Here is a 23,927-nt window from a genome sequence, read left to right on the forward strand (position 1 = left end):
CGCCGATTATCAGCAACGCCTCGCCGCGCGCTTCGCCGCGATCGCCGCCGCCGAGCCCGACCGCTGGCGCGTCATCGACGCCGGCGGCGCCCCCGACGCCGTGACGTCGGCGATCCTCGCCGAGCTCGAACCATGGCTCTGATCGGTCACCAGACCCCCGCGGACGCCTTTATCGAGGCCTGGGCCGCCGGGCGGCTCCACCATGCCTGGCTGCTCGCGGGGCCGCAGGGCATGGGCAAGGCCGCCTTCGCCGCGCAAGCCGCGCGCTTCCTCGTCACCCATGGCAAGGGCGGCGAGGGGCCACCCCTGTCGATCGACGACACCGGCGACCCCGCCGCCGACCGCCTCGTCACCGCCGGCAACCATCCCGAAATCCTGCTCCTCACGCGCCAGCCCAAGGACAAGAGCAAGGACCTCGCGCGCAACATCACGATCGACCAGGTCCGCGGCATGATCCGCCGGCTGCATTTCTCGCTGTCGCTCGGGCATTGGCGCGTCATCATCGTCGACGCGATCGACGATCTCGAGACCGACGCCGCCAACGCGCTGCTCAAGACGCTCGAGGAGCCGCCCGCGCAGACGGTTTTCTTCCTCGTCAGCCATTCGCCGGGACGGCTGCTGCCGACGATCCGCTCGCGGTGCAGAACGCTGCGTTTCCAACCGGTTGAGCATGACGTCATGACGGCGTGGCTGCTCGAACTACGCCCGATGACCGAGATGGGCGAGGTCCGCGCCACCGTCGCCGCATCGGGCGGCGTCCCCGGCAAGGCACTCGCGCTGATCGACAGCGACGTCGGCGCGATGGAGAAGAAACTGCTCGCGATCGCCACCAGCGGCGATCCCGGCAACCGCCTCCGCGAAGCGCTCGCGCGCGAGGTCGGCGGCACCGCGAACCGTGCGAAGCTCGAACTCGTCATCGACATCGTCCCCGGGCTGCTCGCCCGCCTCGCGCGCGAGCGCCCGGTCGCCGACATCGCCCCGGTGCTCGCCCAGTGGGACCGCATCCAGCGGACGGTCCGCGACGCGATCCGCGGGTCGTACGACGGCGCGATGGTCGGCTTCGAAATCGGCAATTGCCTCGCCGAACTGGCGCCCAGGGCGGCGGCGGCACGCTGAGAAGGGGGAAGCGGCCACTTCCCCTTGCGCCCCGCACCCGCTAAGGCGCGGCCATGTCCGAAAAAACGCCTTTCTACATCACCACCGCGATCAGCTATCCCAATGGCCGTCCGCATATCGGCCACGCCTATGAGGCGATCGCCACCGACGTGATGGCGCGCTTTCAGCGTGCCCGCGGCCGCGACGTGCGGCTGACCACCGGCACCGACGAACATGGGCTGAAAATGTATCAGACGGCGCGCGACCAGGGCCGCCCGACGATCGATCTGGCTGACGAAATGTCGGGATATTTCCGTGAGATGTACGCCAAACTGAATATCAGTTTCGGTCATTTTATGCGCACCTCGGATCCCGCGCACCATGCAGCGTCGCAGGCGCTGTGGCGCGCGATGGAGGCCAATGGCGACCTCTATCTCGATCGCTACGAAGGCTGGTATTCGGTCCGCGACGAAGCCTTCTACGACGAAAGCGAACTGACGGGGGAAGGGGAGGCCCGCCTCTCGCCGCAGGGCACCCCGGTCGAATGGACCGTCGAGGAAAGCTGGTTCTTCCGCCTGTCGAACTATCAGGACAGGCTGCTCGCGCTCTATAACGACAACCCGGACTTCATCCGCCCCGAAAGCCGTCGCAACGAGGTGCTTCGCTTCGTCGAGGGCGGCCTCAAGGATCTCAGCGTCTCGCGCACCAGCTTCGACTGGGGGGTGCCGGTGCCGGGCTCGCCCGGCCATGTCATGTATGTCTGGGTCGACGCACTCACCACTTACATGTCGGCCCTCGGCTTCCCCGATCGCGAGGGCGAATGGGGGAAATTCTGGCCCGCCGACATCCATATGATCGGCAAGGATATCATTCGTTTTCATACGGTTTACTGGCCGGCCTTCCTGATGAGCGCGAACCTGCCTTTGCCCAAACAGGTGTTCGGTCACGGCTTCCTGCTCAACCGCGGCGAGAAAATGTCGAAGTCGCTCGGCAATGTCGTCGACCCGATGAACCTCGCCGAGACCTTCGGGGTCGATCCGCTGCGCTATTACCTGCTCCGCGAAGTCAGCTTCGGACAGGACGGCACCTATTCGGCCGAGGCAATCGTGCGCGCCGCCAATGCCGATCTCGCGAACAGCTTCGGCAATCTGGCGCAGCGCAGCTTGTCGATGATTTTCAAGAATTTGGGCGGCGAGTTGTCGACCGACTGGATTGCCGCAGAAGATGACATCAACCTAATCGCGGACGTGCTCGACATGGCGCGCACGCGCCTGCCGCGCGAATTCGACCAGCTCGCTTTCTCGGTGGGTATCGAGGACTGGCTGCGCGCGGTGTTCGCCTGCAATCAATATGTCGACACCCAGGCGCCCTGGGCCCTGCGCAAGACCGATCCCGAGCGCATGAAGGCGGTGCTGATGACGCTGTTCCAGGCGGTTCGCACGCTCGCGATCGCGATCCGTCCGGTGGTGCCGGCAGCGGCAGACAATCTGCTCGACCAGATGGGCATCGCCGCCGATGCGCGCGACTATGTCTCGCTCGGCGACACCGACTGGTTCGCTACGCTGGCGAACAGCGGCTTCACCGTCGGGCAGCCGACCCCCATCTTCCCCCGCCTCGAACTGCCTGAAGGGGAAGGGGAGGCCTGATGCTCGTCGATTCGCACTGCCACCTCAATTACAAGGGGCTTGCCGAACAGCAGGGCGAGGTACTCGCGCGAGCCCGCGACCGCGGCGTCACCGCGATGCTCAACATCGCGACGCGCGAAAGCGAATGGGACGACGTGCTCGCGGCGGCCGAGGCGAACGACGATGTATGGGCCAGCGTCGGCATCCATCCGCACGACGCCGACCATCATCCCGACGTCGATACGACCAAGCTCGTCGCGCGCGCCGCGCACCCGCGCGTTATCGGTATCGGCGAAACCGGGCTCGACTATTATTACGACAAGAGCGACCGCGTGCGGCAGCAGGACAGTTTCCGCCGCCACATCCACGCATCGCAGCAAACGGGCCTGCCGGTCATCGTCCACACCCGCGATGCCGAGGTCGATACGCTCGCGCTGCTCGGCGAGGAGATGGGCAGGGCGGTCTTCCCCGGCGTGATCCATTGCTTCACCGCCAGCGACGACTTTGCGCGCAAGGCGCTCGACCTCGGCCTCTATATTTCGATCTCGGGCATCGTGACCTTCAAGAACGCCGCCGAGCTTCAGGCGACCGCAAAATGGCTGCCGCAGGACCGGCTGCTGATCGAAACCGACTCCCCCTTCCTCGCCCCCGTCCCGCATCGCGGCAAGACCGGCGAACCCGCCTTCGTCGCCGACACCCTGTCCTTCTTGGCGGCGCTGCGCGGCGAGGACCGCGAGACGCTGGGCAAGGCCACGAGCGCCAATTTCTACGCGCTTTTCAACAAGGCGACGCCATGACGTCACGCCATACCGCTGACATCTCAACCTTTTCCGTTCGCCCCGAGCTTGTCGGAGGGCCGTTCTTTGCTTTGGTGCCGTATGAAGACGGATTGAGCGCGGTCGTGGAATCATGAAAGTCCGTATCCTCGGCAGCGGCACCTCGTCGGGGGTCCCGCGGCTCGGCAACGACTGGGGCCAGTGCGATCCCGATAATCCGCGCAATTTGCGCAGCCGCGCCTCGATCCTGATCTCGCTCGGCGGCTATCGTATCCTCGTCGACACCAGCCCCGATATGCGCCTGCAATTGCTCGCGGCCGAGGTGGGAGAGGTCGATGCGGTCATCTGGACGCACGAACATGCCGACCACACCCACGGGCTCGACGACCTGCGCCAGGTGATGCACCTGCGCGGTTCGGCGGTGCCATGCTATGCGCGCGATCATGTGCTCGACACGCTGAAATGGCGCTTTACCTATGCCTTTGCGGGCAATGCCGGCTATCCGGCCTCGGTCGACCCGATCGATCTGATGGATCATCAGTCGATCGGCCCGATCGAAGTGTCGGCGATCGAAATGCCACATGGCCCGATCAAGGCGAGCGGCCTCATCTTCAGTGATGGTGCGCACAAGATCGGCTATGCAACTGATTTTTCTAAATTTACGGACGAGATGGTCGACTTTTTCCAGGGGGTCGACTTGTTCGTGATCGACGCGCTGCGCCGCTATCCCCATCCGACGCATCCGCATCTCGCGATGTCGCTCGCGGCACTCGAAAAGGTCGGCAATCCGCGCGCGATCATCACGCATATGGACAATACGATGGATTATGACGACCTTGCCGGCGAATTGCCGCCGGGGGTCGAGCCCGGCTACGACGGGCTGGAGGTGCAATTGTGAGCGACATGGCGGTCACGATGGTCTGGGGCATCGGCGCGCTGGTGCTCGTGGGAAGCTCGCTGATCGCGCGCCAGCTGCCGATGAAGGACTGGGTCAAGATGGCGCTCGCCTGGGCCGCGATCTTCGGGCTGATGTTCCTCGTGATCCGGACTTGGCAGGCGGTGACGTGACGACGGCGTGGCAGCGCGATCGGATCATCGCGCTGCAAGACCGGGGGCCTCGACGCCCCCCGCCACCCATTTCAAATTTAACATAATATATATTATCGGATAATCAGATGCCCGAAACGAGCGCCGCTTCCCCGTCACCCCCCATCACCCGCCTGCTTGGCGTCATGGCCCGGCTCCGCAATCCCGATGGCGGCTGCGAATGGGATCTGGCGCAGAGCTTCGAGACGATCGCGCCTTACACGATCGAGGAAGCCTATGAGGTCGCCGACGCGATCGCCGGCGGCAACCCTGCCGCGATCTGCGACGAGCTTGGCGACCTGCTGCTCCAGGTCGTGTTCCACAGCCAGATCGCGGCTGACGACGGGCTCTTCACCTTCGACGATGTCGCGACCGCGATCTCGGACAAGATGGAGCGCCGCCATCCGCATATCTTCGGTGACGTCACGACGTCCGACGTGCGGCTGCAATGGGAGCAGATCAAGGCGAACGAGCGCGCCGCCGACGGTCCCAAGGGCGCACTCGACGGCGTCGCGCTGTCGCTGCCCGCGCTGCTGCGCGCTGAGAAGCTCCAGGCGCGCGCCGCGCGGGTCGGTTTCGACTGGCCCGACAGCGACGGCCCTCGCGACAAGATCGACGAAGAACTCGCCGAAGTCGCCGCCGCGACCGACGACGCGCACCGCCATGAAGAGATCGGCGACCTGCTCTTCGCGATGGCCAATTACGCCCGCAAGCTCGGCGTCGATCCCGAAGCCGCGCTGCGCGACGCCAATGCGAAATTCGCGCGGCGCTTTGCCGCCATGGAAGCCATTGCGGGCGGCAGCCTCGCCGGCCTGTCGCTAGACGAACAGGAAGCGCATTGGCAGGCGGTCAAGGCGTCCGAGCGCGGCTGAGCGCCACCCCACATCCCGTTCGCCCTGAGCTTGTCGAAGGGCCGTTCTTTCTTTGAAACGTGGCGAAGAAGGACGGTGCTTCGACAAGCTCAGCACAAACGGATTTTGTTTATGGCACTGTGCCCGGAAACAGACGCTCGAACCGCGCCATGTCCGCGGGATCGAGCCGCACCGTCAGCACATGCCCGTCCTCCTGCGGCTCGTCGCCCAGCACCTCGCCGCGCGCGTGAAGCCACGCCGCCGCCTCGCCTTGTTCATAGCCCAGGAAAATCCGCTGCAATTTGTGCTGCGCGGTCAGTTGAGCCGCCATCAGTTCGCGCGCGCCCTCGACGCCCTCGCCGCTGACCGCCGAGATGATTGCGACGTCGGACCGCCGCGCCGCCATCTCCTCGATGATGCCGCGCGCTTCGGCATCGGCGGTGTCGATCTTGTTCCAGATTTCGACCTGCGGAATCACATCTGGAGCTGCCTCGTCGGCCCCTTCCCTGCCGTCCTGCGGCCCGTTCACCCCCAGCGAATTGAGGATGGCGACAACATCGGCATATTGCGCCTCGCTATCGGGATGCACGATGTCGCGGACGTGGACGATCAGGTCGGCGGTCGTCACTTCCTCGAGCGTCGCGCGGAATGCCGCGACCAGTTCGGTCGGCAGGTCGGACACGAAACCGACGGTGTCGGACAGGATCGCCTTGTCGATGCCCGGCAGCCGGATCTCGCGCATCGTCGGGTCGAGCGTTGCGAACAGCATATCTTCCGCCATGACGTCACTACCCGTCAACCGGTTGAAAAACGTCGATTTTCCGGCGTTGGTATAGCCGACGAGCGCGATCACGGGCCAAGGCGCGCGCTGGCGTTTCGAGCGCTGGAGCTGGCGCGTGCGCCGCGCTTCCTCGAGCTGTTTGCGGATGCGTGCCATGCGGTTGCGGATCATCCGGCGATCGGCCTCGATCTGCGTTTCGCCCGGCCCGCCGAGAAATCCGAAGCCGCCGCGCTGGCGTTCGAGGTGCGTCCAGCTGCGCACCAGCCGCCCCGCCTGATAATCGAGATGCGCCAGCTCGACCTGCAGCCGGCCCTCGGCGGTGGCGGCGCGCTCGCCAAAGATTTCGAGAATTAATCCCGTCCGATCAATGACTTTGGTCTCGAATGCGGTCTCGAGGTTGCGCTGCTGGATCGCCGTCAGTGCCGCATCGACAATGACGAGCTGCGCGGCACCTTCGCCAACTTCCGCCTTGATCGCCTCAATCTGCCCGACACCGAGCAACGTCGCCGCACGCGTCTGCCGCAACCGCAGCGGATAAACCGCCACGACCTCAAGTCCGATCGCGAGCGCGAGCCCCTTCGCCTCCTCGGCGCGCGCGTCGAGATCGCGCGACAGCCGCTGCGCATGCCATTCGGGCACGATCAGCACCGCTGTGGCGCCGCGCGTTACCTCGTCTTCATTCTCGAACATCGGATCGGTCAGGCGTCCCCGTCGGGCTCGCTGTCGGTCAGGTTGATCGGACCATTGGGCTGCACCGTCGAAATCGCATGCTTATAGACCAGCTGCACCTGCCGCTCGCGCTCCAGCAGCATGCAAAACAGGTCGAATGCCACGATATCGCCCTGCAGCATCACGCCGTTGACGAGGAACATCGTCACCGATTCGTCGGACTTGCGCACTGCATTCAGGAACACATCCTGCAGCGCCTTACCCTTGCTGGCCGGTGCGTCGCGCAAATTGTCGCCGAGCAGCGCGAGGTCGAAATCATGCGACGGCATGACGGTCGAAATCGCGTGCTTATAGACCAACTGCGACTGGCCATCGCGGCGCAGAAGCAGCGAGAAATTGTCGAACCAGGTAATGATACCCTGAAGCTTGACGCCCTTGACGAGGAACATCGTCACCGGTGTCTTGCTGCGACGCAGAGCGTTGAGGAAGAGATCCTGGAGATTCTGGTTTTTATCGGACACATTGGCCTCCTGTTCTTGGCGGCAGAACCGCTTGATCGCCCTTTTTGGACCGCCACCTTCGCCGTGGCGTGCGCAATATGAGGCAAAGCGCTGCGCAGGTCTAGCGCAAAGCCATCTCTCGTCAGGCCTCGCCGTCCGAATTGTCGGTCAAACCCAAAAGCTTCAGCTTCCGGTGCAGCGCCGAGCGCTCCATGCCGATAAAGGTCGCGGTGCGCGAGATGTTACCCGAGAAGCGATTGATCTGGATCCGCAGATATTCGCGCTCGAAATTCTCACGCGCCTCCTTGAGCGGAATCGCGGTGATCGACTCGGCGTTGGGCAGGATGTCGGTGCCGCCACGCACCAGTTCGGCGGGCAGCATGTCGGCGTCGATCCGCGAAAGCCGGTCGCTCGGCGCGAGGATCATCACGCGCTCGATGACATTGCGCAGTTCGCGGACATTACCCGGCCAGTCGTGCGCCTGAAGTGCGGCCATCGCCTCGGCGCTGATTTCGGCCGGCGGGGCGCGGCGATCGGCGGCGTAACGGCTGACGAAATGCTCGCATAGCGCCGCGATGTCGTCGCGCCGCTCGCGCAGCGACGGGATGTGAACCGGCACGACGTTGAGGCGATAATAAAGATCCTCGCGGAATCGCCCTTCGGCGATCTCGGTCATCAGGTCGCGCGCGGAGCCCGAAATGATCCGGACATCGACGCGGATCATCGTCCGTCCTCCGACGCGCGTAAAGCTCTGGTCGGTCAGCACGCGCAGGATCTTCCCCTGCGTGGTCAGCGGCATATCGGCAACCTCGTCGAGAAACACCGTGCCACCATGCGCCTGTTCGAGCAGACCGACGCGGATCGCGCCATCTTCGCTTTCGGAACCGAAGAGTTCGGCCTCGACCGTCTCGGGATCCATGCGGGCCGACGAAATGACGCGGAACGGCGCACTGTGGCGCCCGCTCCAGCCATGGAGGACGCGCGCCGCGACCTCCTTGCCGACCCCGGCGGCGCCGGTGATCAGGACGCGGCTGCCCGTGCCGGCGACGCGCTTCAGCGTGGCACGGACATTGTTGATCGCGGCGCTGGAACCGGTGAGCTCGTCGGCGGGGCCAGCACGCTCGCGCAGCCGCTCATATTCGAACTTCAGCCGCTCGCTCTCGGTCGCGCGCGCAACGAGATGGAGCAGCCGTTCCGCCTCAAATGGCTTTTCGATGAAGTCGAAGGCACCGCGGCGGATCGCCGCGACCGCCGTATCGAGACCGCCATGACCCGAGATGACGATGATCGGCAGCGTGGGGTCGAAAGCCTTGATCGCCTCGACCAGCCCAAGCCCGTCGAGCCGCGACCCTTGGAGCCAGACGTCGATCAGTGCCAGCGACGGTCGCCGCTGGCGGATCGCCTCAAGCGCGGCATCGCTGTCGGACGCGGTGCGCGCCTCATAACCTTCGTCTTCCATGACGCCGGCGACGAGGTCGCAAATGTCGCGCTCGTCGTCGACGATCAAAATATCAAGCGCCATGATCTTCTCTATCCTGCCGGTTCCGGGAACGGCCCGGGACCGATTCAGCCTGCCCTGTTGTGGTCGTTTCAACGCCGCGCCCGGCAAGCGGACGGAGGCGATCGGGATGCAGGGTGAGCGTCACGCACGTCCCCTTCCCTGCCGGATTGTCGCTGAAATCGAGCTCGCCATAATGCTGCTCGACGATCTTCTTGACGATCGCGAGGCCGAGACCGGTGCCGCCCTGGCGCGTCGTCATATAGGGTTCGGCGATCGTGTCGCGGGCTTCAGGGAGGCCGATGCCGTCGTCGGTTATGCGGATTATAACTTCACGATCATTGCCCATATCGAGGATCGCGCGAATATGACCGATGGGCGAAGTTTCCAAATTTTTATTATTTTCTTCAATCGCTTCTACCGCATTCTTCACGACATTCGTGAGAGCCTGCGAAAGAAGCCGCCGATCGCAGACCAGCGGTTCGAATTCATTCGGAACCCGGACGCTGAATTCGATGTCGGGCTTGGCGACCTCGAACAGGAAGACTGCCTGTTTCAGGATATCGCGGATATCCTCGACGCCGAAGGTCGGCTTGGGCATGCGCGCAAAGCTGGAGAATTCGTCGACCATGCGCCGCATGTCGTGGACCTGGCGGATGACCGTGTCGGTGAGTTTGCGGAAGGTCGCCTGATCGCCCTCGACCTTCTCGCCGAAGCGGCGCTGGAGCCGCTCCGCGGCGAGCTGGATCGGAGTGAGCGGATTCTTGATCTCGTGCGCGATGCGGCGCGCGACATCGGACCAGGCGGCGCGGCGCTGGTCGAGCAATTGCTGGGTGATATCCTCGAAGCTGAGGACGAAGCCTTCGCCCTGCACGACCGCCTTGGCCGCAAGCGTCGCGGGTTCACCTTCCTTGCGCGCCAGCTGGACGACCGCCTCGCGTTCATCGGTCGTGATAAGGCGCGCCAGTTCGGGCGCGACTTCCTCGAGCGGGCGCCCGGTGAGATCTTCGGCGCGGCTGCCGATCAGCCACTCCGCCGCGGCGTTGACCAGCAGGATGCGGTGATCGGCATCGACCGAGACCACGGCCGAGGACACGCCGCTGAGCACCGCTTCGATGAAGGTCCGGCGCGCTTCGATCTGTTCATTGGCGCTGACGAGCGCACTCGTCTGTCCCTGGATCTGTTCGGTCATGCGGTTGAAGGCATGGGCGAGAACCGAAATTTCGTCGTTGTTGGCCGACGGCGTGACGCGCACCGACAGGTCGCCGCCGGCAGCGGTGCGCGTCGCGCCGACGAGCGTGCCGAGCGGGCGAACGATGCGATCGGCGACGACGATGGCGCCGATGACCGCAAGCGCGAGCAACAGGAGTGCGCCGAGATACAGCGCACCGTTGAACTGGAGCTGGAGAAGCTGCGAGCGCTTGAACAGCGCGTTATAATCGGCGAGCACCGTTCCCGCGCGCTCAGACTGCTGGAAGCCGAGAACATTGGCATCACGCGAAGCATAGAGATAGGCGCGCGGCCGCCGCGGCAATTTGGTCACCGCCTCGATCCGGTCTGACCGGCGGGTCACGATGACCTCTTCACCGGCGTCCAGGCGCGTCACGATCGACGGCGAGATGCGAGCGTCGGCGTCGCGATTGTCGGGATCGATCATCGCCGCGGTTCGCGCGATGCCGTCGGGCCCCACCTCGATAATCGCCGATTCATTGAGATTCCGGACGACGACTTGCTGCAGATAATAGTCCGAAAATTCAGGGCCATCGATCCGAAAGCGGACGAGGATGTCGCTGAGGTCGCCCGCCATCTTCAGCGTGTTCGCGCCGACTTCGCGCTGGTTCTCCTGATAATAGCCCTCGGCAAGGCTCGCGGCATTTTCGAACATGCCGCGCGAGCGATCCGAGAACCAGAAATCGACGCCGAACTGGAACAGCAAAGATGCGAAGATCACGACGAGCATCGTCGGCGCGGCGGCGATCAGCGAGAAGAGCGCGACGAGCCGGACGTGGAGACGCCCGCTGCCGCCCGCCATCGACCGCACCGCGCGGGCGCGCGCCACCCGGCTGCCGATCAAAACGATCAGCGCCATCGCTGGCACGAGGTTGGCGACCATGATCGTCGCCACGAGCGCAGGGGTGAGCAGACGTTCGCTCTGCGCGTCGCCCGTTACGAAGATATAGGTAGCGATGCCGATGCTGACGATGAGCGCGAGCGTATAATATTCGGGCGCGGCGAAAGTCCAGATGCGCGAACGGGCGCCCTGCCCGTCCGACTCGATCTCGCCGGTTACCGTGAAGCCGTTCGCCATTGTTGCTTTGCTACGACAATCCTGTTGCATAGAAAACACACAAAGTGCGCGGATGTCGCAGTTCGGCGCAAAAAGCCGGTCGATTGGCCGCTATGTCCGCGCTCAGACCCGCGTCGGGTCGATGTCGAGCTGGCCGAGGCGTTTGCGCAACGTGTTGCGGTTGATGCCAAGGCGTCGCGCCGCTTCAAGCTGGTTCCCGCGCACATCACGCAGCACGCGGCGGAGGAGCGCCGCCTCGACGATCGCCTGCAACCGTTCGTGAATCGCACCATCCTGGTCGGCGGCGGCAAGTTCCTCGCGCGCCCAGTCGTCGACGGCGCGGCCGATGGCGTCGGCGGGCGCGAGGATCGGATTGCCCTCCCCGCTTTCGTGCAGCACCGCCTCGACATCGCGGACGGCGACGACGGTGTCGCGCGACAGCACCGCGAGCCGCTGGACGACATTGCCGAGTTCGCGGACATTGCCCGGCCAGTCATAGCGTTCGAGCAACTGCATCGCGGCAGGCGCAAACTGGCGGTCGGGCAATCCCGACGCGCGCCCCGCCTCGACGAAGTGGCGGATCAGCGCGGCGATATCGCTGCGCCGGTCGCGCAGCGGCGGCAGCGTCACCGGGATGACGTTGAGCCGGTAGAAGAGATCCTCGCGGAAACGGCCGTCGGCGACGAGCGTTCGCATGTCGCGGTGGGTTGCCGCCACCACGCGGACGTCCGCGCGCAGCGCCTGGCTTCCGCCCACGGTCGAATATTCGTTGCTCTGGAGCACGCGGAGCAGCCGCGTCTGCGCCTCAAGCGGCATGTCGCCGATTTCGTCGAGGAACAAGGTGCCGCCCGCCGCCTGTTCGAAACGCCCGGCGTTGCGGCTGTGTGCGCCGGTGAAGGCGCCCTTTTCATGGCCGAAGAGCTCGGCCTCGATCAGTTCGCGGGGGATCGCGGCCATGTTGATCGCGACGAACGGCCCCGAGCGGCGCAGGCCGGTGGCGTGGATGGCGCGCGCGACGACTTCTTTGCCGGTGCCCGATTCGCCGAGGATGAGCACCGCGAGGTCGTTTGAGGCGAGCCGCGCGATGGTGCGGTAGACCGCCTGCATCGCTGGCGCGCGGCCGACGAGACCGTGGCTGTCCGCGGGGCCGGCGTCGGTCGCTGCCGCCACCGCGCGGTGGCGCTTGAGCGCAGCGCGAACGCTGGTCGTCAAATCCTCGAGATCGAAGGGCTTGGGCAGATAGTCGTAGCTGCCGATGCCGGTCGCACGCACCGCTGTATCAAGCGTATTCTGCGCCGACAGCACGATCACCGGCACATCGGGATCGACCCCGGCGCCGGGCAGCGAGTCGATACCGTCGCCGTCGGGCAGGACGACGTCGGTGATGATGAGGTCGGGGCTGTTCGCCGCAAGCCAGGCGTTGCGTTCGGCGATCGTCGTCACCGCCGCGAACACCGCCGATTCCCCGACGAGCGTTTCGCGGATGATCAGCGCGATCGTCGGGTCGTCCTCGACGAGCAGGATCGTCTTGCCGTTCATGCGCCGCGCCCCTTTTGCGCGGCGGGAAGATGGACACGGAAACGCGTCCATTCACCGTCGCGCATATGCTGGACGGTGCCGCCCATATCGCGCGCGAGCTTGGCCACCAGTGCGAGGCCGAGCCCGCGCCCTTCGCGCTTGGTGGTGACGAAGGGGTCGAAAACGTCGCCGCGGATTTCGGCGGGAACGCCCGGGCCATCGTCGCTGACCGACACCTCGATCGGCAGCGCGATGCGGCCGCGGCCGTCGCCATTGTCGATCGAGAGGCCGTGGCGGTACGCCGTCGCGATGCGCACCGTGCCGTCGTCGCGTGGCCCCAGCACTTCGCAGGCGTTGGTGATCAGGTTCAGCAGGATCTGGACCATGGCGTCATGGTTTCCGAGCACGAGGGGCAGCGACGGGTCGAAATCCTCGGCAAAACGAATGCCGGGGATCTGGCGCGCGCGCACGACCTCCATCGCCTGGTGGATCGGCTGGTAGAGGTTCATCGCTTCGCATGCGATCGGTTGTCCGCGCGAGAAATGTTCCATCTGGTCGATCAGCGTCGCGATGCGATCGACCTCTGACACGATGAGCGAGGTGAAGCGCGCCTTGCCGGCATCGGCGCCGCGCGCGAGCAATTGCGCCGCGCCCCGGATGCCGGCCAGCGGGTTCTTGATTTCGTGCGCGAGCATCGAGGCGGCAGCGCCGGCGGCACGCCCCGAACGGCCGATCGCGCCACCCATCAGTTCGGCGTCGCGCTGCGATGCGACGAGCGCGAGAATGCGATGGCCGCTCTGGCCATAGGGGACCATCTGCATGTCGACCGCGATCGACTTGCGCCCGCCAACGGTGATCTCGGCGCCATGGGCGAAGAGCGCCGAATAAGCGGGGTCGCTCATCCGCTGGCGGTAATTGCGGTCCATGCGGATGACGTCATAGACGACATGGCCGACCATCGCGGCGCGGCCGACATTGCACAATTGCTCGGCGGCAGCGTTGACGAAGAGAATAACGCCGTTGCGGTCGATCAGCAGCGTGGCGACGGGATGCGACTGGATCAGTTCGTCATGGTCGAACGTGGGGATGCTCGACGTCAGCGCGCTCACGCAGCGGCCTTGCTCAGATGCGGTCCGTAAAAGGCTTCGAGCGCGGCGAGCACGCCCTTGCTGTCGGGGATCTGGTTGACCTGGTTGCGGAACTCGGCCGAACCATGGAGCCCCTTGACGTACCAGCCGAGGTGCTTGCGTGCCATATTGACGCCGGTCATTTCGCCATAATGATCGATCATCGCGCGATAATGCGATGTGATGACGTCATATTGTTCGTCGAGGCCGGGGTCGGGCCGCTCGGCCTCACCGCGCAGCGCCGCCATCACCTGTCCGAGCAACCAAGGGCGGCCATAGGCGCCGCGCCCAATCATGACGCCATCGGCGCCGCTCTGTGCAAGTGCGGTTTTCGCGTCGGCCGACGAGCAGATGTCGCCGTTGACGATCACCGGGATCGATACCGCATCCTTGACCGAGCGGACGAAAGCCCAATCGGCCTCGCCGCGGTACATCTGGTTACGAGTGCGGCCGTGGACGGTGACCAGCTTCGCGCCTAGATCCTCGGCGATATGCGCGAGTTCGGGGGCGTTAAGGCTGTCGTGGCACCAGCCCATGCGCATCTTGACCGTGACCGGGACCGACACCGCCTTCACGCAGCTATCGATCAGCGCGGCGGCGAGTTTGAGGTCGCGCATTAGCGCCGAGCCGGCGTCACCATTGGTGACCTTGCGCACCGGACAGCCCATGTTGATGTCGATGATCGACGCGCCGCGATCCTCATTGAGCTTGGCGGCCTCGCCCATTTCATAGGGGGTGCAGCCGACGAGCTGCATCGACACCGGCTCCTCGACTGGATCCCAAGCCGCCTTCTGGATCGACTGGCGCGTCTCGCGGATCGCGGCTTGGCTGGCGATCATTTCGGTGACGTTGAGCCCCGACCCATAATAGCGGACAAGCTTGCGGAACGGCAGGTCGGTGACGCCCGTCATCGGCGCGAGGATCACGGGATCCGCGATGGTGATGTTGCCGATCTGGATGGGGCGCAGCGCCGCCATAGGGGATGCCTTCGAATTGCCTAAAAATTGAGCAGCGCCCCTACACGTTAAGCGGCTTTCCCGCAAGCGGCGGCTGCGCTAACCGGCGCGGTCATGAATGAGTCCGCGACGCCCCCTGCCCTGTCCGTGATCGCCGTGCTGCTGGCGGGCGGCCTCGGTACGCGTACGGGCTTTAACGCGCCCAAGCAGCTGGCGATGCTCGGCGGCAAACCGGTGCTGCGCTGGAGCCTGGACGCGCTTGCCGCGTACGGCGAGGTATCGGCCGGCGTGCTGGTGGCGAATGATGACGTCATGGCGTCGATCGGCACCCTGCCCGAAGGCTGGATTTCCGCGGCTCCCGGCGCCGAACGGCAGACGTCGGTGGCGAATGCGCTGGCTGCACTTGAGAGCCGGCCCGACGACGCAATCGCCCTGATCCACGACGCCGCGCGGCCGGGGGTGACCGGCGAGGTGATCGACCGGCTGCTCGCGGCGCTCGCCGCCGGGGCAGAAGCGGTGATCCCTACACTGCCCGTTCCCGATACTTTGGTCGCGCAGACCGGCGACACGGCGGGTGCGGTCATCGATCGCGGCGGGCTGGCGCGCGTCCAGACGCCGCAGGGCTTCCGGCTAGGGACCTTGCGCCGCGCGCATGCGGCGTCGGACGGCGCCGCAGCGACCGACGACGCGCAACTGGCGCGGGCAATCGGGGTGCCGGTGGTCGCGGTTCCGGGTGATGCGCGGCTCCACAAACTGACATATGCGGACGATATGGCGATCCTGTCGGGATTGCTGGAGACAGGCAAGATGATGCAAAGCGCAGTCGGCATGGGGTATGACGTCCACCGGCTTGTCGCCGACAAGCCATTGTGGATCGGCGGGATAGAAATCGCGCATAGTCATGGACTTGAAGGCCATAGCGATGCCGATGTCGCGCTGCATGCACTGACCGATGCGATCCTCGGTGCGCTCGGCGACGGCGATATCGGCGACCATTTCCCGCCGAGCGATCCGCAATGGCGCGGCGCCGCCTCGCACCGCTTCCTGTCCTTTGCAGCGGACCGCGTCGCCGCGCGCGGCGGGCGGATCGCGCATGTCGACCTGACGATCATCGCCGAGGCCCCGAAAATCGGCCCGCACCGCCAGGCGATCCGCGAGCGCATCGCCGACATCCTTGCGGTTTCGCCGCTGCGGGTTAGTGTGAAGGCGACAACGACCGAGCGGCTGGGCTTCACCGGCCGCCGCGAGGGGATCGCCGCGCAGGCCGTCGCGACCGTGCAACTACCGGAGAATTGACCCTTGCCGTCCAAGAAACCAACGCGAGAAAGCGCGCGCGCGGCCGCCGCGACGTCGGTGCTCGCCGCCAATCGCGCCGTGGCACGCAAGGTCGCGGTCGCCGAAAGCTGCACCGGCGGCATGGTGTGCGCCGCGCTGACCGACATTGCGGGCAGTTCGGACGTCTTCTCGGCGGGCTTCATCACTTACTCGGGCGCGGCGAAACAGGCGCAGCTCGACGTCAGCAGCGAAATCCTCGAGACCTTTGGCGAGGTGTCGCTGGCGACGGCTTGGGCGATGGTTGCGGGGGCGCTGGCGAACAGCGACGCCGATGTCGCGGTCGCGATCACCGGGATTGCCGGGCCGGGCGGCGGGTCGGAGAAGAAGCCCGTGGGCATGGTCGTCTTCGCGCGCGGGCTGCGCGGACAGGACCCCGACGAATATTTCACCCAGCGCGTCCAGTTCGAGGGCGGTGACCGCGCGGGCATCCGCCATGCGGCGACGCTATTCGCGCTCGACCTGCTTCAGCCCGACAAGGACGCGCTGCGGCCCTCGGAGGATATTGCGCTGCCCGCCGCGTAAAGCGCGTCCGCACGCGCCTCGAACGCCGCGATCATCTTCCTCAGCGCCTTGTCGAACATCTGGCCGGCGAGCGCTTCGAACATGCGGCTGCGGAAGGCGAAGTCGACCATGAAGTCGACGCGACAGCCGCCGTCTTCGAGGGCGGAGAAATGCCATTCGTTGGTGAGATGGCGCATCGGGCCGTCGATATAGCTGACCGAAACCTTGTCCGGCCGATGCTTGTGGACGCGGCACGAGAAGCTCTCGCGCAGCCCCTTGAAGCCTACGATCATGTCGGCGACCGCCTCGGTCTCGCTATCGCTGCGGATGCGCAGCGCGACCACCCACGGTAGGAAGTCGGGATAATGCTCGATGTCCGACACCAGCGCGAACATCTGGTCCGCGCTGTACGGCAGGACGCGGCTTTCCTGATGCCTCGGCAATCAGTCGGCCTTTGCGCGGGCGAGCTGCGCCTCGCGCGCGGCGCGCATCACCTCGAAATCGTCGCCGGCATGGTAGCTTGAGCGGGTCAGCGGCGAGGCCGCGACCTGCAGGAAGCCCTTGGCGCGCGCGATCTGCGCATAGGCGTCGAACGCCTGCGGGGTCACGAAGTCGATCACCTTGGCATGCTTGGGCGTCGGCTGAAGATATTGGCCCATCGTCATGAAGTCGATGTCCGCGCTGCGCATGTCGTCCATCACCTGGTGGACCTCCATCCGCTCCTCGCCGAGTCCCATCATGATCCCCGACTTGGTGAAGATCGACGGGTCGCGGCGCTTGACGCTCTCGAGCAGGCGCAGCGAGGCATAGTAGCGCGCGCCGGGGCGGATCGTCGGATAAAGCCGCGGCACGGTTTCGAGATTATGATTGTAGACGTCGGGACGCGCGTCGACGATCGCCGCGACCGCGCTTTCGGGCTTGTTGCGGAAATCGGGCGTCAGGATCTCGATGGTGGTCTGCGGCGTTTCGCGGCGCAGCGCCTGAATCACCTTCACGAACTGGCTGGCGCCGCCGTCGGGCAGATCGTCGCGATCGACCGAGGTGATGACGATGTGGCTAAGCCCCATCTTGGCCGCGGCGATCGCCGTATGTTCGGGCTCGAACGGGTCGACCGCGCGCGGCATGCCCGTCTTGACGTTGCAGAAGGCGCAGGCCCGCGTGCAGGTGTCGCCGAGAATCATCACCGTCGCATGCTTCTTGGTCCAGCATTCGCCGATGTTCGGACAGGCCGCTTCCTCGCACACCGTATGCAGGTTGAGCTCGCGCATCAGCTTGCGCGTTTCAGCATAGCCGGGGCTGGTCGGCGCCTTGACGCGGATCCAGTCGGGCTTGCGGGTGCGTTCGGACGGTTTCGGCAGCGGAGCGTTCATTCGGCCCACATAGGCGCGCCGCCCGCTCTTCTCAACCATGCATCTTGTGCTAAGGCGCCGCCATGACTCGCTTTGCAGATATGATCGATGGCTATCGCCGTTTCCGTAAGGGCGGCTGGCAGGAACAGCGCGAACGCTGGGAACAATTGGCCGAGGGGCAATCGCCCAAGGTGATGGTGATCGCCTGTTCCGACAGCCGGTCCGAACCGTCGCAGATTTTCGACACCAATCCGGGCGAAATCTTCGTCGTGCGCAACGTCGCGGCGCTGGTGCCGCCGTTCGAGACGACCCCGGGCCGCCACGGCGTCTCCGCCGCGCTCGAATTTGCGGTGCAGTTTCTGAAGGTCGAGGAAATCGTTGTGATGGGCCACGGCCTGTGCGGCGGGTGCCACGCCGCACTTCACAAATCGATGGAAGGCGCCGAGCCGGGGCGCGGGGGCTTCATCGCCGACTGGATCGCGCTACTCGACGACGCCAGCGCAGAAGTGCGGGCCGAGCATCAGGACATCGACAATCGCGAGGCGGGACGCGCGATGGAAATGGCGGCTGTGCGCGTGAGCATAGACAATCTGCGCACCTTTCCCTGTATCCAGGAGAAGGAAAAGCGCGGAACACTGAAACTGCGCGGCGCCTTTTTCGCGATCAGCGACGGGGTGCTGCATGTGATGGACGACGCGACGGGAGATTTCGCACCGGCCTGAACGGCCCGACAGGGGAAAAGGACATGAGCAAGAATGCGATGTGGCTGACGATCATTTTCGTCGCCGCCATTTTCGGAGCGCTGATGGGGCCGTCGATCGGCAGCCTGGTCGGCGAAGGCACGATGCTCATCCTCGCCCCCCTGTTCCTGATCGGGGTCGTCGGCTTCTGCATCTGGGCACTGTCGAGCAACAAGAGCGGCAAGAAGGCCGACCCGGCGGCGCTCGCCGAGGCACGGCGGATGCAGGCGCCCGAGGGCAAGGCGCGCATCTATGTCACCCGCCGCGGTTTCGTCGCCGCGTTGCAGGGCATGAACGTCACGATTGGCGGGGCGCAGGGGCAGATCAAGTCGGGCCAGATGCTGATGGCCGACGTCGACCCCGGCACCTATATGATCGCGGTTGCGACCGCGAAGGCGAAGCTCGCCAAGCCCGCCGAGATCGCAGTCGATGTCGGCGCCGGCGGCGTTGTGGTGATCGACGCGATGATCGAAATGGGCGCGCTCAAGGGCAGCGTCGTTCTGACCCGACTCGACGCCGCGCAGGCGCGCGAGAGCGTGAACGCGACCAAGCTGATCCTGTGGGAAGTGCCGCCGACATAATCGCGACGATCAGGGCGTTGGCGGGACGAAGCCTGCGCCGGGCCAATCCGTATCGCCGATCCGCTGCACGTCGAGCTTGGCGAATTCGACCGGCGGCATACCCTGCCCCACATAGCTGCCGACCTCGACCCATTTGCCGTCGGCGAGCGTTGCGCTGTACTGGATCGTCGCGCCATTGGGCAGCGGCACGCTCCAGTCGAACCCCTTATCGGTGACCGCGAACGGGAATTTTCCGCTGCGCCCATCGGTCCAGCTTGTCATCGCATATTGATCGGTCGCGGCGTCATAGGCGATGACCGCGAAGGCGTTGAAGACGAGCTTGCCCGCTTCGTCGGTGCCGCGTCCCTCGACGACCATGACGGTGCCGTCGAGCATCGGCCCAGCGCGTTCGGTTTGGACGAGCTTGATCGTCCCGCCGGGGCCGGTGATCGTCGCGGTGCCGCGCCATTCGCCGCGCAGCTTGTCGAGCTTTGCGATCGCCGCCTTTTGTTCCGCGATTACAGCGGGATCGGTCCGCATCTGCGCCTGTGCCGGGATCGCAACACCGGCCAGCGCCATCGCAGCCACAAGGATTGTCGATTTCATAAGGCCCTCCGCTATTGCCTTATCAGAATGACACAGCGCAGCCGGAGACGGAACGAAAATCGCCGTTTTCTGCGGCTAACGCAACTTGTCGCCCATATCGGGCGTTTCCCGGTCGAGGCGCCCCGCATCTGCGGGCAGCCGATTTTACGCTTTTCCGCCCCAATGGCAAAGCGATGACCGTCGCAAACAGGGAGACATGAATGACCCTTCGCCAACAATTATTGGCTGCCCCGGCGCTCGCGTCGCGCCGCCGCCCGATTCCAGGCGAAGACGATGATTATGCCAAAGCCCGCAAGTCGCTGCTGGCCGAAGAGATCGACCTGCGCCGCAAGATGACGCGGATCGCCGAACAGCGCCGCGCGCTGCCGCCCGGGCCGCTGGTCTCCGCCGATTACCGATTCAAGGATGCCAATGGCGCCGATCTGGGCCTCGCCGAACTGTTCGGCGACCATGACACGCTGGTCACCTATTTCTGGATGTACGGCCCCGAGCGCGAGCGCCCCTGCCCGATGTGCACCAACTGGCTGGGGGCGGTGAACGGAAATGCCAACGACATCAAGCAACGCGTCGCGCTCAAGATTTTCGGCCGCAGCCCGGTCGAGCGGCAACAGGCGTTCGCGCAGGAGCGCGGGTGGCAGGCGCTCGATTTCGTGCAGACGGTCGGCGACGATTATGCGCGCGACCATCATCTGCTGAACAAGGACGGGTCGGAGAATCCCGCGCTCGTCGTCTACAAGAAGAATGGCGCCGGGGTGCGACTGTTCTGGAAGAGCGAGATGACCGCCGAGATGGCCGACCCAGGACAGGATCCGCGCGACGCGCCCGATATCGCGAGCCTGTGGAATGTGCTGGATCTGACGCCGGGCGGGCGCGGGACGAGTTGGTATCCGAAGCTGGAATATTGAGAGGCTTAAAGCCTCAAAAGCCTCGCATGGGCGCTTCGAAATTGTTCCCTTTGTGGTCTTAAGGAGACAAAGGATACGGATGCGCGCGTCCGAAATGTCTCCTTTGTCGCTTTAAGGAGAGGTTGCTGGTGCCCGACGATGAAAAGAACAAAGAGAGAACATATCGGGGCGGAGGATATTAGGAAAGCGATTTCTTTCGGGCTGGGTGATGGGCCGCTTTCGGGTGAGGAGCGGACATTTCGGTCCAAACCGCTCACCGGCGAAGGCCAGGGCCGAGAGCATGGCAGCGCGACGCCGGCCTTATCCGCTCTGGGCGGGGAACGGATTAGATATGGCCGCTACCGCCCGAAATGGGACACTTCGCTTCAAGGGATCGCGTAGGTCACATTCGCCTGCCCGACCGGCTTGTCGGCGTCGTCGGTCCAGATGCGCACATCCATCACCGCGAGGCGCTTGCCGAGCCGGAGCATCGCCGCGTCGGCGAACAGCGGCCCCGGGCGGCACGGGCGCAGGAACTGGTAGTTGAGCGCACTCGTCACCGCCATCGCGACGGGGCCGATATGCGCGAGGACGAGCGCATAGGCGGCCATGTCCGCAAAGCCCATCTGCGTCGGGCCCGAGATCAGCCCGCCGGGGCGGAGCGCCTTTTCATTCGGGTCCATCCGCGCCCGGATATGCCCCGGCGCGGCCGACACGACATGGCCGCGCGTGCCCGGCTGGGCATGCGGGAAGGCCTGTTCCATGAAGGCGTTGAGCGCATCCGCATCCAAGCGGATCGCACTCGACGATATGGGCGCCTCCCCTGCCAAGGTCAGCGCGTCAGCTTCTTGTACGACGTCGCGTGCGGGCGCGTCGCGCCGTCGCCGAGGCGACGGATCTTGTCCTCTTCATAGGCCTCGAAATTGCCTTCGAACCATTCGACATGGCTGTCGCCCTCGAACGCCAAGATGTGCGTCGCGAGGCGATCGAGGAAGAAGCGGTCGTGGCTGATGACCACCGCGCAGCCCGCGAAATTTTCGAGGGCCTCTTCGAGCGCGGCGAGCGTTTCGGTGTCGAGATCGTTGGTCGGTTCGTCGAGCAGCAGGACGTTGCCGCCCTGCTTCAGCATCTTGGCCATATGGACGCGGTTGCGTTCGCCGCCGGAGAGCTGGCCGACCTTTTTCTGCTGATCGACGCCCTTGAAGTTGAAGGCGCCGACATAGGCACGGGTCTGCATCTCGTGCTTGCCGATGTTCATCAGTTCATGGCCGCCCGAGACTTCTTCCCAGACATTCTTGTTCGGGTCGAGCGCATCGCGGCTCTGGTCGACATAGCCGAGGCGCACGGTGTCGCCGATCGCGACGCTGCCGCTGTCGGGGGTTTCCTGTCCGGTGATGAGCTTGAACAAAGTCGACTTGCCTGCGCCGTTCGGCCCGATGACGCCGACGATGCCGCCCGGCGGCAGCGAGAAGGAGAGGTCTTCGAACAGCAATTTGTCGCCATAGGCCTTCGAGATGCCGTCGACCTCGATGACCTTGCCGCCGAGGCGTTCGGGGACCTGGATGACGATCTGCGCCTTGCCGGGGGTGCGCTTTTCCTGCGCCTCGACGAGCTGGTCGAAGCTCTTGATACGCGCCTTCGACTTGGCCTGGCGCGCTTTCGGCGACTGGCGAATCCATTCGAGCTCGTCCTTGATCGCCTTCTGGCGACCGGCGTCCTCGCGCGCTTCCTGTTCGAGGCGCTTGCCCTTCTTTTCGAGATAGGTCGAATAATTGCCCTCGTAGACGAAATAGCGGCCGCGATCGAGTTCGAGGATCCAGTTCACGACATTATCGAGGAAATAGCGATCGTGGGTGACGAGGATGACGTTGCCCGGATAATCGACGAGATGCTTTTCGAGCCAGGCGACGCTTTCGGCGTCGAGATGGTTGGTCGGTTCGTCGAGCAGCAGGATCGAGGGCTTTTCGAGCAGCAGGCGGGTGAGCGCGATGCGGCGCTTTTCACCGCCCGACAGATTTTCGACGCTCCAGTCGCCCGGCGGGCAGCGGAGCGCTTCCATCGCGATTTCGAGCTGGTTGTCGAGCGTCCAGCCGTCGACCGCGTCGATCTTTTCCTGCAGCGTGCCCATTTCCTCCATGAGCGCGTCGAAATCGGCGTCGGCCGGCGGGTCGGCCATCAGCGTGCTGATCTCGTTGAAGCGGTCCATCATGTCGGCGACGCCGCGGACGCCGTCCATGACATTCTGTTTGACGGTCTTGGTCGGGTCGAGTTCGGGCTCCTGCGCCAGATAGCCGACGGTGATATTTTCGCCGGGCCAGGCTTCGCCCGAAAATTCGGTGTCCATGCCGGCCATGATCTTCATCAGGGTCGATTTACCGGTGCCGTTCGGGCCGACGATGCCGATCTTGGCATCGGGATAGAATTGCAGGCTAAGGTTGTTGAGCGTCGGCTTTTGCGCGCCGGGATAGGTCTTGGTCAGACCCTTCATCACGAAACTATATTGAGCGGCCATGGTTTGCTCCGGAAGCTGGCAAGGCCGCGCGGTGGGCAGGCGGCCGGGAGAGAAGAGGAATCGAGGCGCCGGTTAGCGAATGGGCGCCCGCTTGGCAATCGACGCTTGCCGCCGATGGAGAGGCGGAGTTAGGAACGGCGCCATGAAAAACAAGCTCCGCCTGTTCGCCCTCGCCTCCGCCGCATCGATCGCCACCGGCGCCATCGCCATCCCGCCGCCACCGCCGCCGAGCGCCGCCGAACTGGCGCAGCAGGGCGACGACATCGCGTGGGCGATCACCGAGGACCTGACGACCGAGATCGGGCCGCGGCTCGCGGGGACCGAGGCCGAGTCTGCCGCGCGCCGCTGGGCGGTGGCGCGGCTGCAGGCGATGGGCTTCGCTAATGTGCGCGAAGAGCAGTTCGACATGCCGGTATGGGTACGCGGCGAGGAAGCGGCGTCGCTGACCGGCCCGTTCCTGCCGCAGAAGCTCGCCATCACCGCGCTCGGCAACAGCGCGTCGACGGGGCCGAAGGGGGTCGAGGGCGATATCGCCTATTTCGCGAGCTACGACGCGCTGGTCGCCGCGCCCGACAGTCAGGTGAAGGGCAAGATCGTCTTCATCGACCACCAGATGCAGCGCGCGCAGGACGGCAGCGGTTACGGCCAGTTCGGGCGCGGGCGCTTCCAGG

23 protein-coding genes and 1 pseudogene are annotated in these 23,927 nt (G+C 65.1%); 12 read left to right on the plus strand and 12 right to left on the minus strand.

Annotation, left to right across the window (positions count from 1 at the left end):
* The first annotated feature begins 132 nt into the window (after window positions 1-132).
* The 6 genes from B1A78_RS11250 (at window position 133) to mazG (ending at window position 5,454) form a co-directional block, all read left to right on the plus strand.
* The gene (locus tag B1A78_RS11250) at window positions 133-1,116 is read left to right on the plus strand and encodes a DNA polymerase III subunit delta' (protein WP_077147056.1); all 984 of its coding nucleotides are present in this window, start codon (window positions 133-135) and stop codon (window positions 1,114-1,116) included.
* Window positions 1,117-1,169: 53 nt separating this feature from the next.
* Window positions 1,170-2,741: a methionine--tRNA ligase gene (gene metG / locus B1A78_RS11255; protein ID WP_077147057.1), complete on the plus strand. Its 1,572-nt coding sequence runs from the start codon at window positions 1,170-1,172 to the stop codon at window positions 2,739-2,741.
* Entirely contained in the window at window positions 2,741-3,517 is a 777-nt protein-coding gene (locus B1A78_RS11260; RefSeq protein ID WP_077147058.1) for a TatD family hydrolase, read from the plus strand. Before metG ends, B1A78_RS11260 begins: the two co-directional genes overlap by 1 nt.
* Window positions 3,518-3,629: 112 nt before the next feature.
* Entirely contained in the window at window positions 3,630-4,394 is a 765-nt protein-coding gene (locus B1A78_RS11265) for an MBL fold metallo-hydrolase (RefSeq protein WP_077147059.1), read from the plus strand.
* Complete coding sequence (locus tag B1A78_RS22645; RefSeq protein WP_179102025.1) at window positions 4,391-4,564, plus strand: hypothetical protein; 174 nt, start codon at window positions 4,391-4,393, stop codon at window positions 4,562-4,564. Before B1A78_RS11265 ends, B1A78_RS22645 begins: the two co-directional genes overlap by 4 nt.
* Before the next feature lie 107 nt (window positions 4,565-4,671).
* On the plus strand, window positions 4,672-5,454 hold the full coding sequence (gene mazG, locus B1A78_RS11270; RefSeq protein WP_077147060.1) for a nucleoside triphosphate pyrophosphohydrolase: 783 nt from the start codon (window positions 4,672-4,674) through the stop codon (window positions 5,452-5,454).
* Window positions 5,455-5,563: 109 nt separating this feature from the next.
* On the opposite strand, the gene hflX is transcribed toward mazG, so the two are convergent.
* The 7 genes from hflX to dusB form a co-directional block, all read right to left on the minus strand.
* Entirely contained in the window at window positions 5,564-6,904 is a 1,341-nt protein-coding gene (hflX, locus tag B1A78_RS11275) for a GTPase HflX (protein ID WP_077147061.1), read from the minus strand.
* Between the two features lie 8 nt (window positions 6,905-6,912).
* A complete protein-coding gene (gene hfq / locus B1A78_RS11280) occupies window positions 6,913-7,404 on the minus strand; it encodes an RNA chaperone Hfq (protein ID WP_256837889.1) in 492 nt (163 codons plus the stop codon).
* A gap of 121 nt (window positions 7,405-7,525) precedes the next feature.
* Window positions 7,526-8,905 carry a sigma-54 dependent transcriptional regulator gene (locus tag B1A78_RS11285; RefSeq protein ID WP_077147063.1) on the minus strand — a complete coding sequence of 460 codons (1,380 nt, stop codon included), beginning with the start codon at window positions 8,903-8,905 and terminating at the stop codon, window positions 7,526-7,528.
* Window positions 8,895-11,189, minus strand: coding sequence for an ATP-binding protein (locus tag B1A78_RS11290; RefSeq protein WP_256837892.1), 2,295 nt, complete (start codon window positions 11,187-11,189; stop codon window positions 8,895-8,897). Before B1A78_RS11290 ends, B1A78_RS11285 begins: the two co-directional genes overlap by 11 nt.
* Window positions 11,190-11,291: 102 nt before the next feature.
* Window positions 11,292-12,707 (minus strand): sigma-54 dependent transcriptional regulator, encoded by a 1,416-nt coding sequence (locus B1A78_RS11295; RefSeq protein ID WP_077147065.1) that lies wholly within the window; start codon window positions 12,705-12,707, stop codon window positions 11,292-11,294.
* Window positions 12,704-13,795: a nitrogen regulation protein NR(II) gene (locus B1A78_RS11300; protein ID WP_077147066.1), complete on the minus strand. Its 1,092-nt coding sequence runs from the start codon at window positions 13,793-13,795 to the stop codon at window positions 12,704-12,706. The genes B1A78_RS11295 and B1A78_RS11300 overlap by 4 nt, the downstream gene beginning before the upstream one ends.
* Window positions 13,792-14,790: a tRNA dihydrouridine synthase DusB gene (gene dusB / locus B1A78_RS11305; RefSeq protein WP_077147067.1), complete on the minus strand. Its 999-nt coding sequence runs from the start codon at window positions 14,788-14,790 to the stop codon at window positions 13,792-13,794. The genes B1A78_RS11300 and dusB overlap by 4 nt, the downstream gene beginning before the upstream one ends.
* Window positions 14,791-14,883: 93 nt before the next feature.
* On the opposite strand from dusB, the gene B1A78_RS11310 reads away from it, so the two are divergent.
* Complete coding sequence (locus tag B1A78_RS11310; protein WP_077147068.1) at window positions 14,884-16,065, plus strand: bifunctional 2-C-methyl-D-erythritol 4-phosphate cytidylyltransferase/2-C-methyl-D-erythritol 2,4-cyclodiphosphate synthase; 1,182 nt, start codon at window positions 14,884-14,886, stop codon at window positions 16,063-16,065.
* A 78-nt stretch (window positions 16,066-16,143) separates the two neighbouring features.
* Window positions 16,144-16,626 (plus strand): CinA family protein, encoded by a 483-nt coding sequence (locus tag B1A78_RS11315; RefSeq protein ID WP_256837896.1) that lies wholly within the window; start codon window positions 16,144-16,146, stop codon window positions 16,624-16,626.
* On the opposite strand, the gene B1A78_RS11320 is transcribed toward B1A78_RS11315, so the two are convergent.
* Window positions 16,569-17,048, minus strand: coding sequence for a type II toxin-antitoxin system RatA family toxin (locus B1A78_RS11320; RefSeq protein WP_077147069.1), 480 nt, complete (start codon window positions 17,046-17,048; stop codon window positions 16,569-16,571). The two genes, B1A78_RS11315 and B1A78_RS11320, sit on opposite strands and share 58 nt — an antisense overlap.
* Window positions 17,049-17,975 (minus strand): lipoyl synthase, encoded by a 927-nt coding sequence (lipA, locus tag B1A78_RS11325; RefSeq protein ID WP_372236876.1) that lies wholly within the window; start codon window positions 17,973-17,975, stop codon window positions 17,049-17,051. It abuts the gene before it with no gap.
* A 62-nt stretch (window positions 17,976-18,037) separates the two neighbouring features.
* Here lipA and B1A78_RS11330 point away from each other — a divergent pair, with 62 nt between their 5' ends.
* Window positions 18,038-18,676, plus strand: coding sequence for a carbonic anhydrase (locus B1A78_RS11330; RefSeq protein WP_077147071.1), 639 nt, complete (start codon window positions 18,038-18,040; stop codon window positions 18,674-18,676).
* A gap of 23 nt (window positions 18,677-18,699) precedes the next feature.
* On the plus strand, window positions 18,700-19,275 hold the full coding sequence (locus B1A78_RS11335; RefSeq protein WP_077147072.1) for a hypothetical protein: 576 nt from the start codon (window positions 18,700-18,702) through the stop codon (window positions 19,273-19,275).
* Between the two features lie 9 nt (window positions 19,276-19,284).
* Here B1A78_RS11335 and B1A78_RS11340 read toward each other — a convergent pair whose 3' ends face one another.
* The gene (locus B1A78_RS11340; protein ID WP_144037783.1) at window positions 19,285-19,860 is read right to left on the minus strand and encodes a DUF1579 domain-containing protein; all 576 of its coding nucleotides are present in this window, start codon (window positions 19,858-19,860) and stop codon (window positions 19,285-19,287) included.
* Window positions 19,861-20,060: 200 nt separating this feature from the next.
* On the opposite strand from B1A78_RS11340, the gene B1A78_RS11345 reads away from it, so the two are divergent.
* The gene (locus tag B1A78_RS11345; RefSeq protein WP_077147074.1) at window positions 20,061-20,765 is read left to right on the plus strand and encodes a DUF899 family protein; all 705 of its coding nucleotides are present in this window, start codon (window positions 20,061-20,063) and stop codon (window positions 20,763-20,765) included.
* A gap of 365 nt (window positions 20,766-21,130) precedes the next feature.
* Here B1A78_RS11345 and B1A78_RS11350 read toward each other — a convergent pair whose 3' ends face one another.
* Window positions 21,131-21,535, minus strand: coding sequence for a PaaI family thioesterase (locus B1A78_RS11350; protein ID WP_256837900.1), 405 nt, complete (start codon window positions 21,533-21,535; stop codon window positions 21,131-21,133).
* A gap of 41 nt (window positions 21,536-21,576) precedes the next feature.
* Window positions 21,577-23,256: an energy-dependent translational throttle protein EttA gene (ettA, locus tag B1A78_RS11355; RefSeq protein WP_077147075.1), complete on the minus strand. Its 1,680-nt coding sequence runs from the start codon at window positions 23,254-23,256 to the stop codon at window positions 21,577-21,579.
* A gap of 142 nt (window positions 23,257-23,398) precedes the next feature.
* Here ettA and B1A78_RS11360 point away from each other — a divergent pair.
* Window positions 23,399-23,927 (plus strand): annotated as a pseudogene (locus B1A78_RS11360) (peptidase M28 family protein); the annotation flags it as partial.

Source organism: Sphingopyxis sp. KK2, from assembly GCF_001990265.1.
In the GTDB taxonomy this organism is placed as follows: domain Bacteria; phylum Pseudomonadota; class Alphaproteobacteria; order Sphingomonadales; family Sphingomonadaceae; genus Sphingopyxis.

Coding starts and splice junctions, on each gene's coding strand:
- B1A78_RS11250 (WP_077147056.1), top strand. CDS start 133: ATGGCTCTGATCGGTCACCAGACCCCCGCGGACGCCTTTATCGAGGCC.
- metG (WP_077147057.1), top strand. CDS start 1,170: ATGTCCGAAAAAACGCCTTTCTACATCACCACCGCGATCAGCTATCCC.
- B1A78_RS11260 (WP_077147058.1), top strand. CDS start 2,741: ATGCTCGTCGATTCGCACTGCCACCTCAATTACAAGGGGCTTGCCGAA.
- B1A78_RS11265 (WP_077147059.1), top strand. CDS start 3,630: ATGAAAGTCCGTATCCTCGGCAGCGGCACCTCGTCGGGGGTCCCGCGG.
- mazG (WP_077147060.1), top strand. CDS start 4,672: ATGCCCGAAACGAGCGCCGCTTCCCCGTCACCCCCCATCACCCGCCTG.
- hflX (WP_077147061.1), bottom strand. CDS start 6,904: ATGTTCGAGAATGAAGACGAGGTAACGCGCGGCGCCACAGCGGTGCTG.
- B1A78_RS11285 (WP_077147063.1), bottom strand. CDS start 8,905: ATGGCGCTTGATATTTTGATCGTCGACGACGAGCGCGACATTTGCGAC.
- B1A78_RS11290 (WP_256837892.1), bottom strand. CDS start 11,189: ATGGCGAACGGCTTCACGGTAACCGGCGAGATCGAGTCGGACGGGCAG.
- B1A78_RS11295 (WP_077147065.1), bottom strand. CDS start 12,707: ATGAACGGCAAGACGATCCTGCTCGTCGAGGACGACCCGACGATCGCG.
- dusB (WP_077147067.1), bottom strand. CDS start 14,790: ATGGCGGCGCTGCGCCCCATCCAGATCGGCAACATCACCATCGCGGAT.
- B1A78_RS11310 (WP_077147068.1), top strand. CDS start 14,884: ATGAATGAGTCCGCGACGCCCCCTGCCCTGTCCGTGATCGCCGTGCTG.
- lipA (WP_372236876.1), bottom strand. CDS start 17,975: ATGAACGCTCCGCTGCCGAAACCGTCCGAACGCACCCGCAAGCCCGAC.
- B1A78_RS11330 (WP_077147071.1), top strand. CDS start 18,038: ATGACTCGCTTTGCAGATATGATCGATGGCTATCGCCGTTTCCGTAAG.
- B1A78_RS11335 (WP_077147072.1), top strand. CDS start 18,700: ATGAGCAAGAATGCGATGTGGCTGACGATCATTTTCGTCGCCGCCATT.
- B1A78_RS11340 (WP_144037783.1), bottom strand. CDS start 19,860: ATGAAATCGACAATCCTTGTGGCTGCGATGGCGCTGGCCGGTGTTGCG.
- B1A78_RS11345 (WP_077147074.1), top strand. CDS start 20,061: ATGACCCTTCGCCAACAATTATTGGCTGCCCCGGCGCTCGCGTCGCGC.
- ettA (WP_077147075.1), bottom strand. CDS start 23,256: ATGGCCGCTCAATATAGTTTCGTGATGAAGGGTCTGACCAAGACCTAT.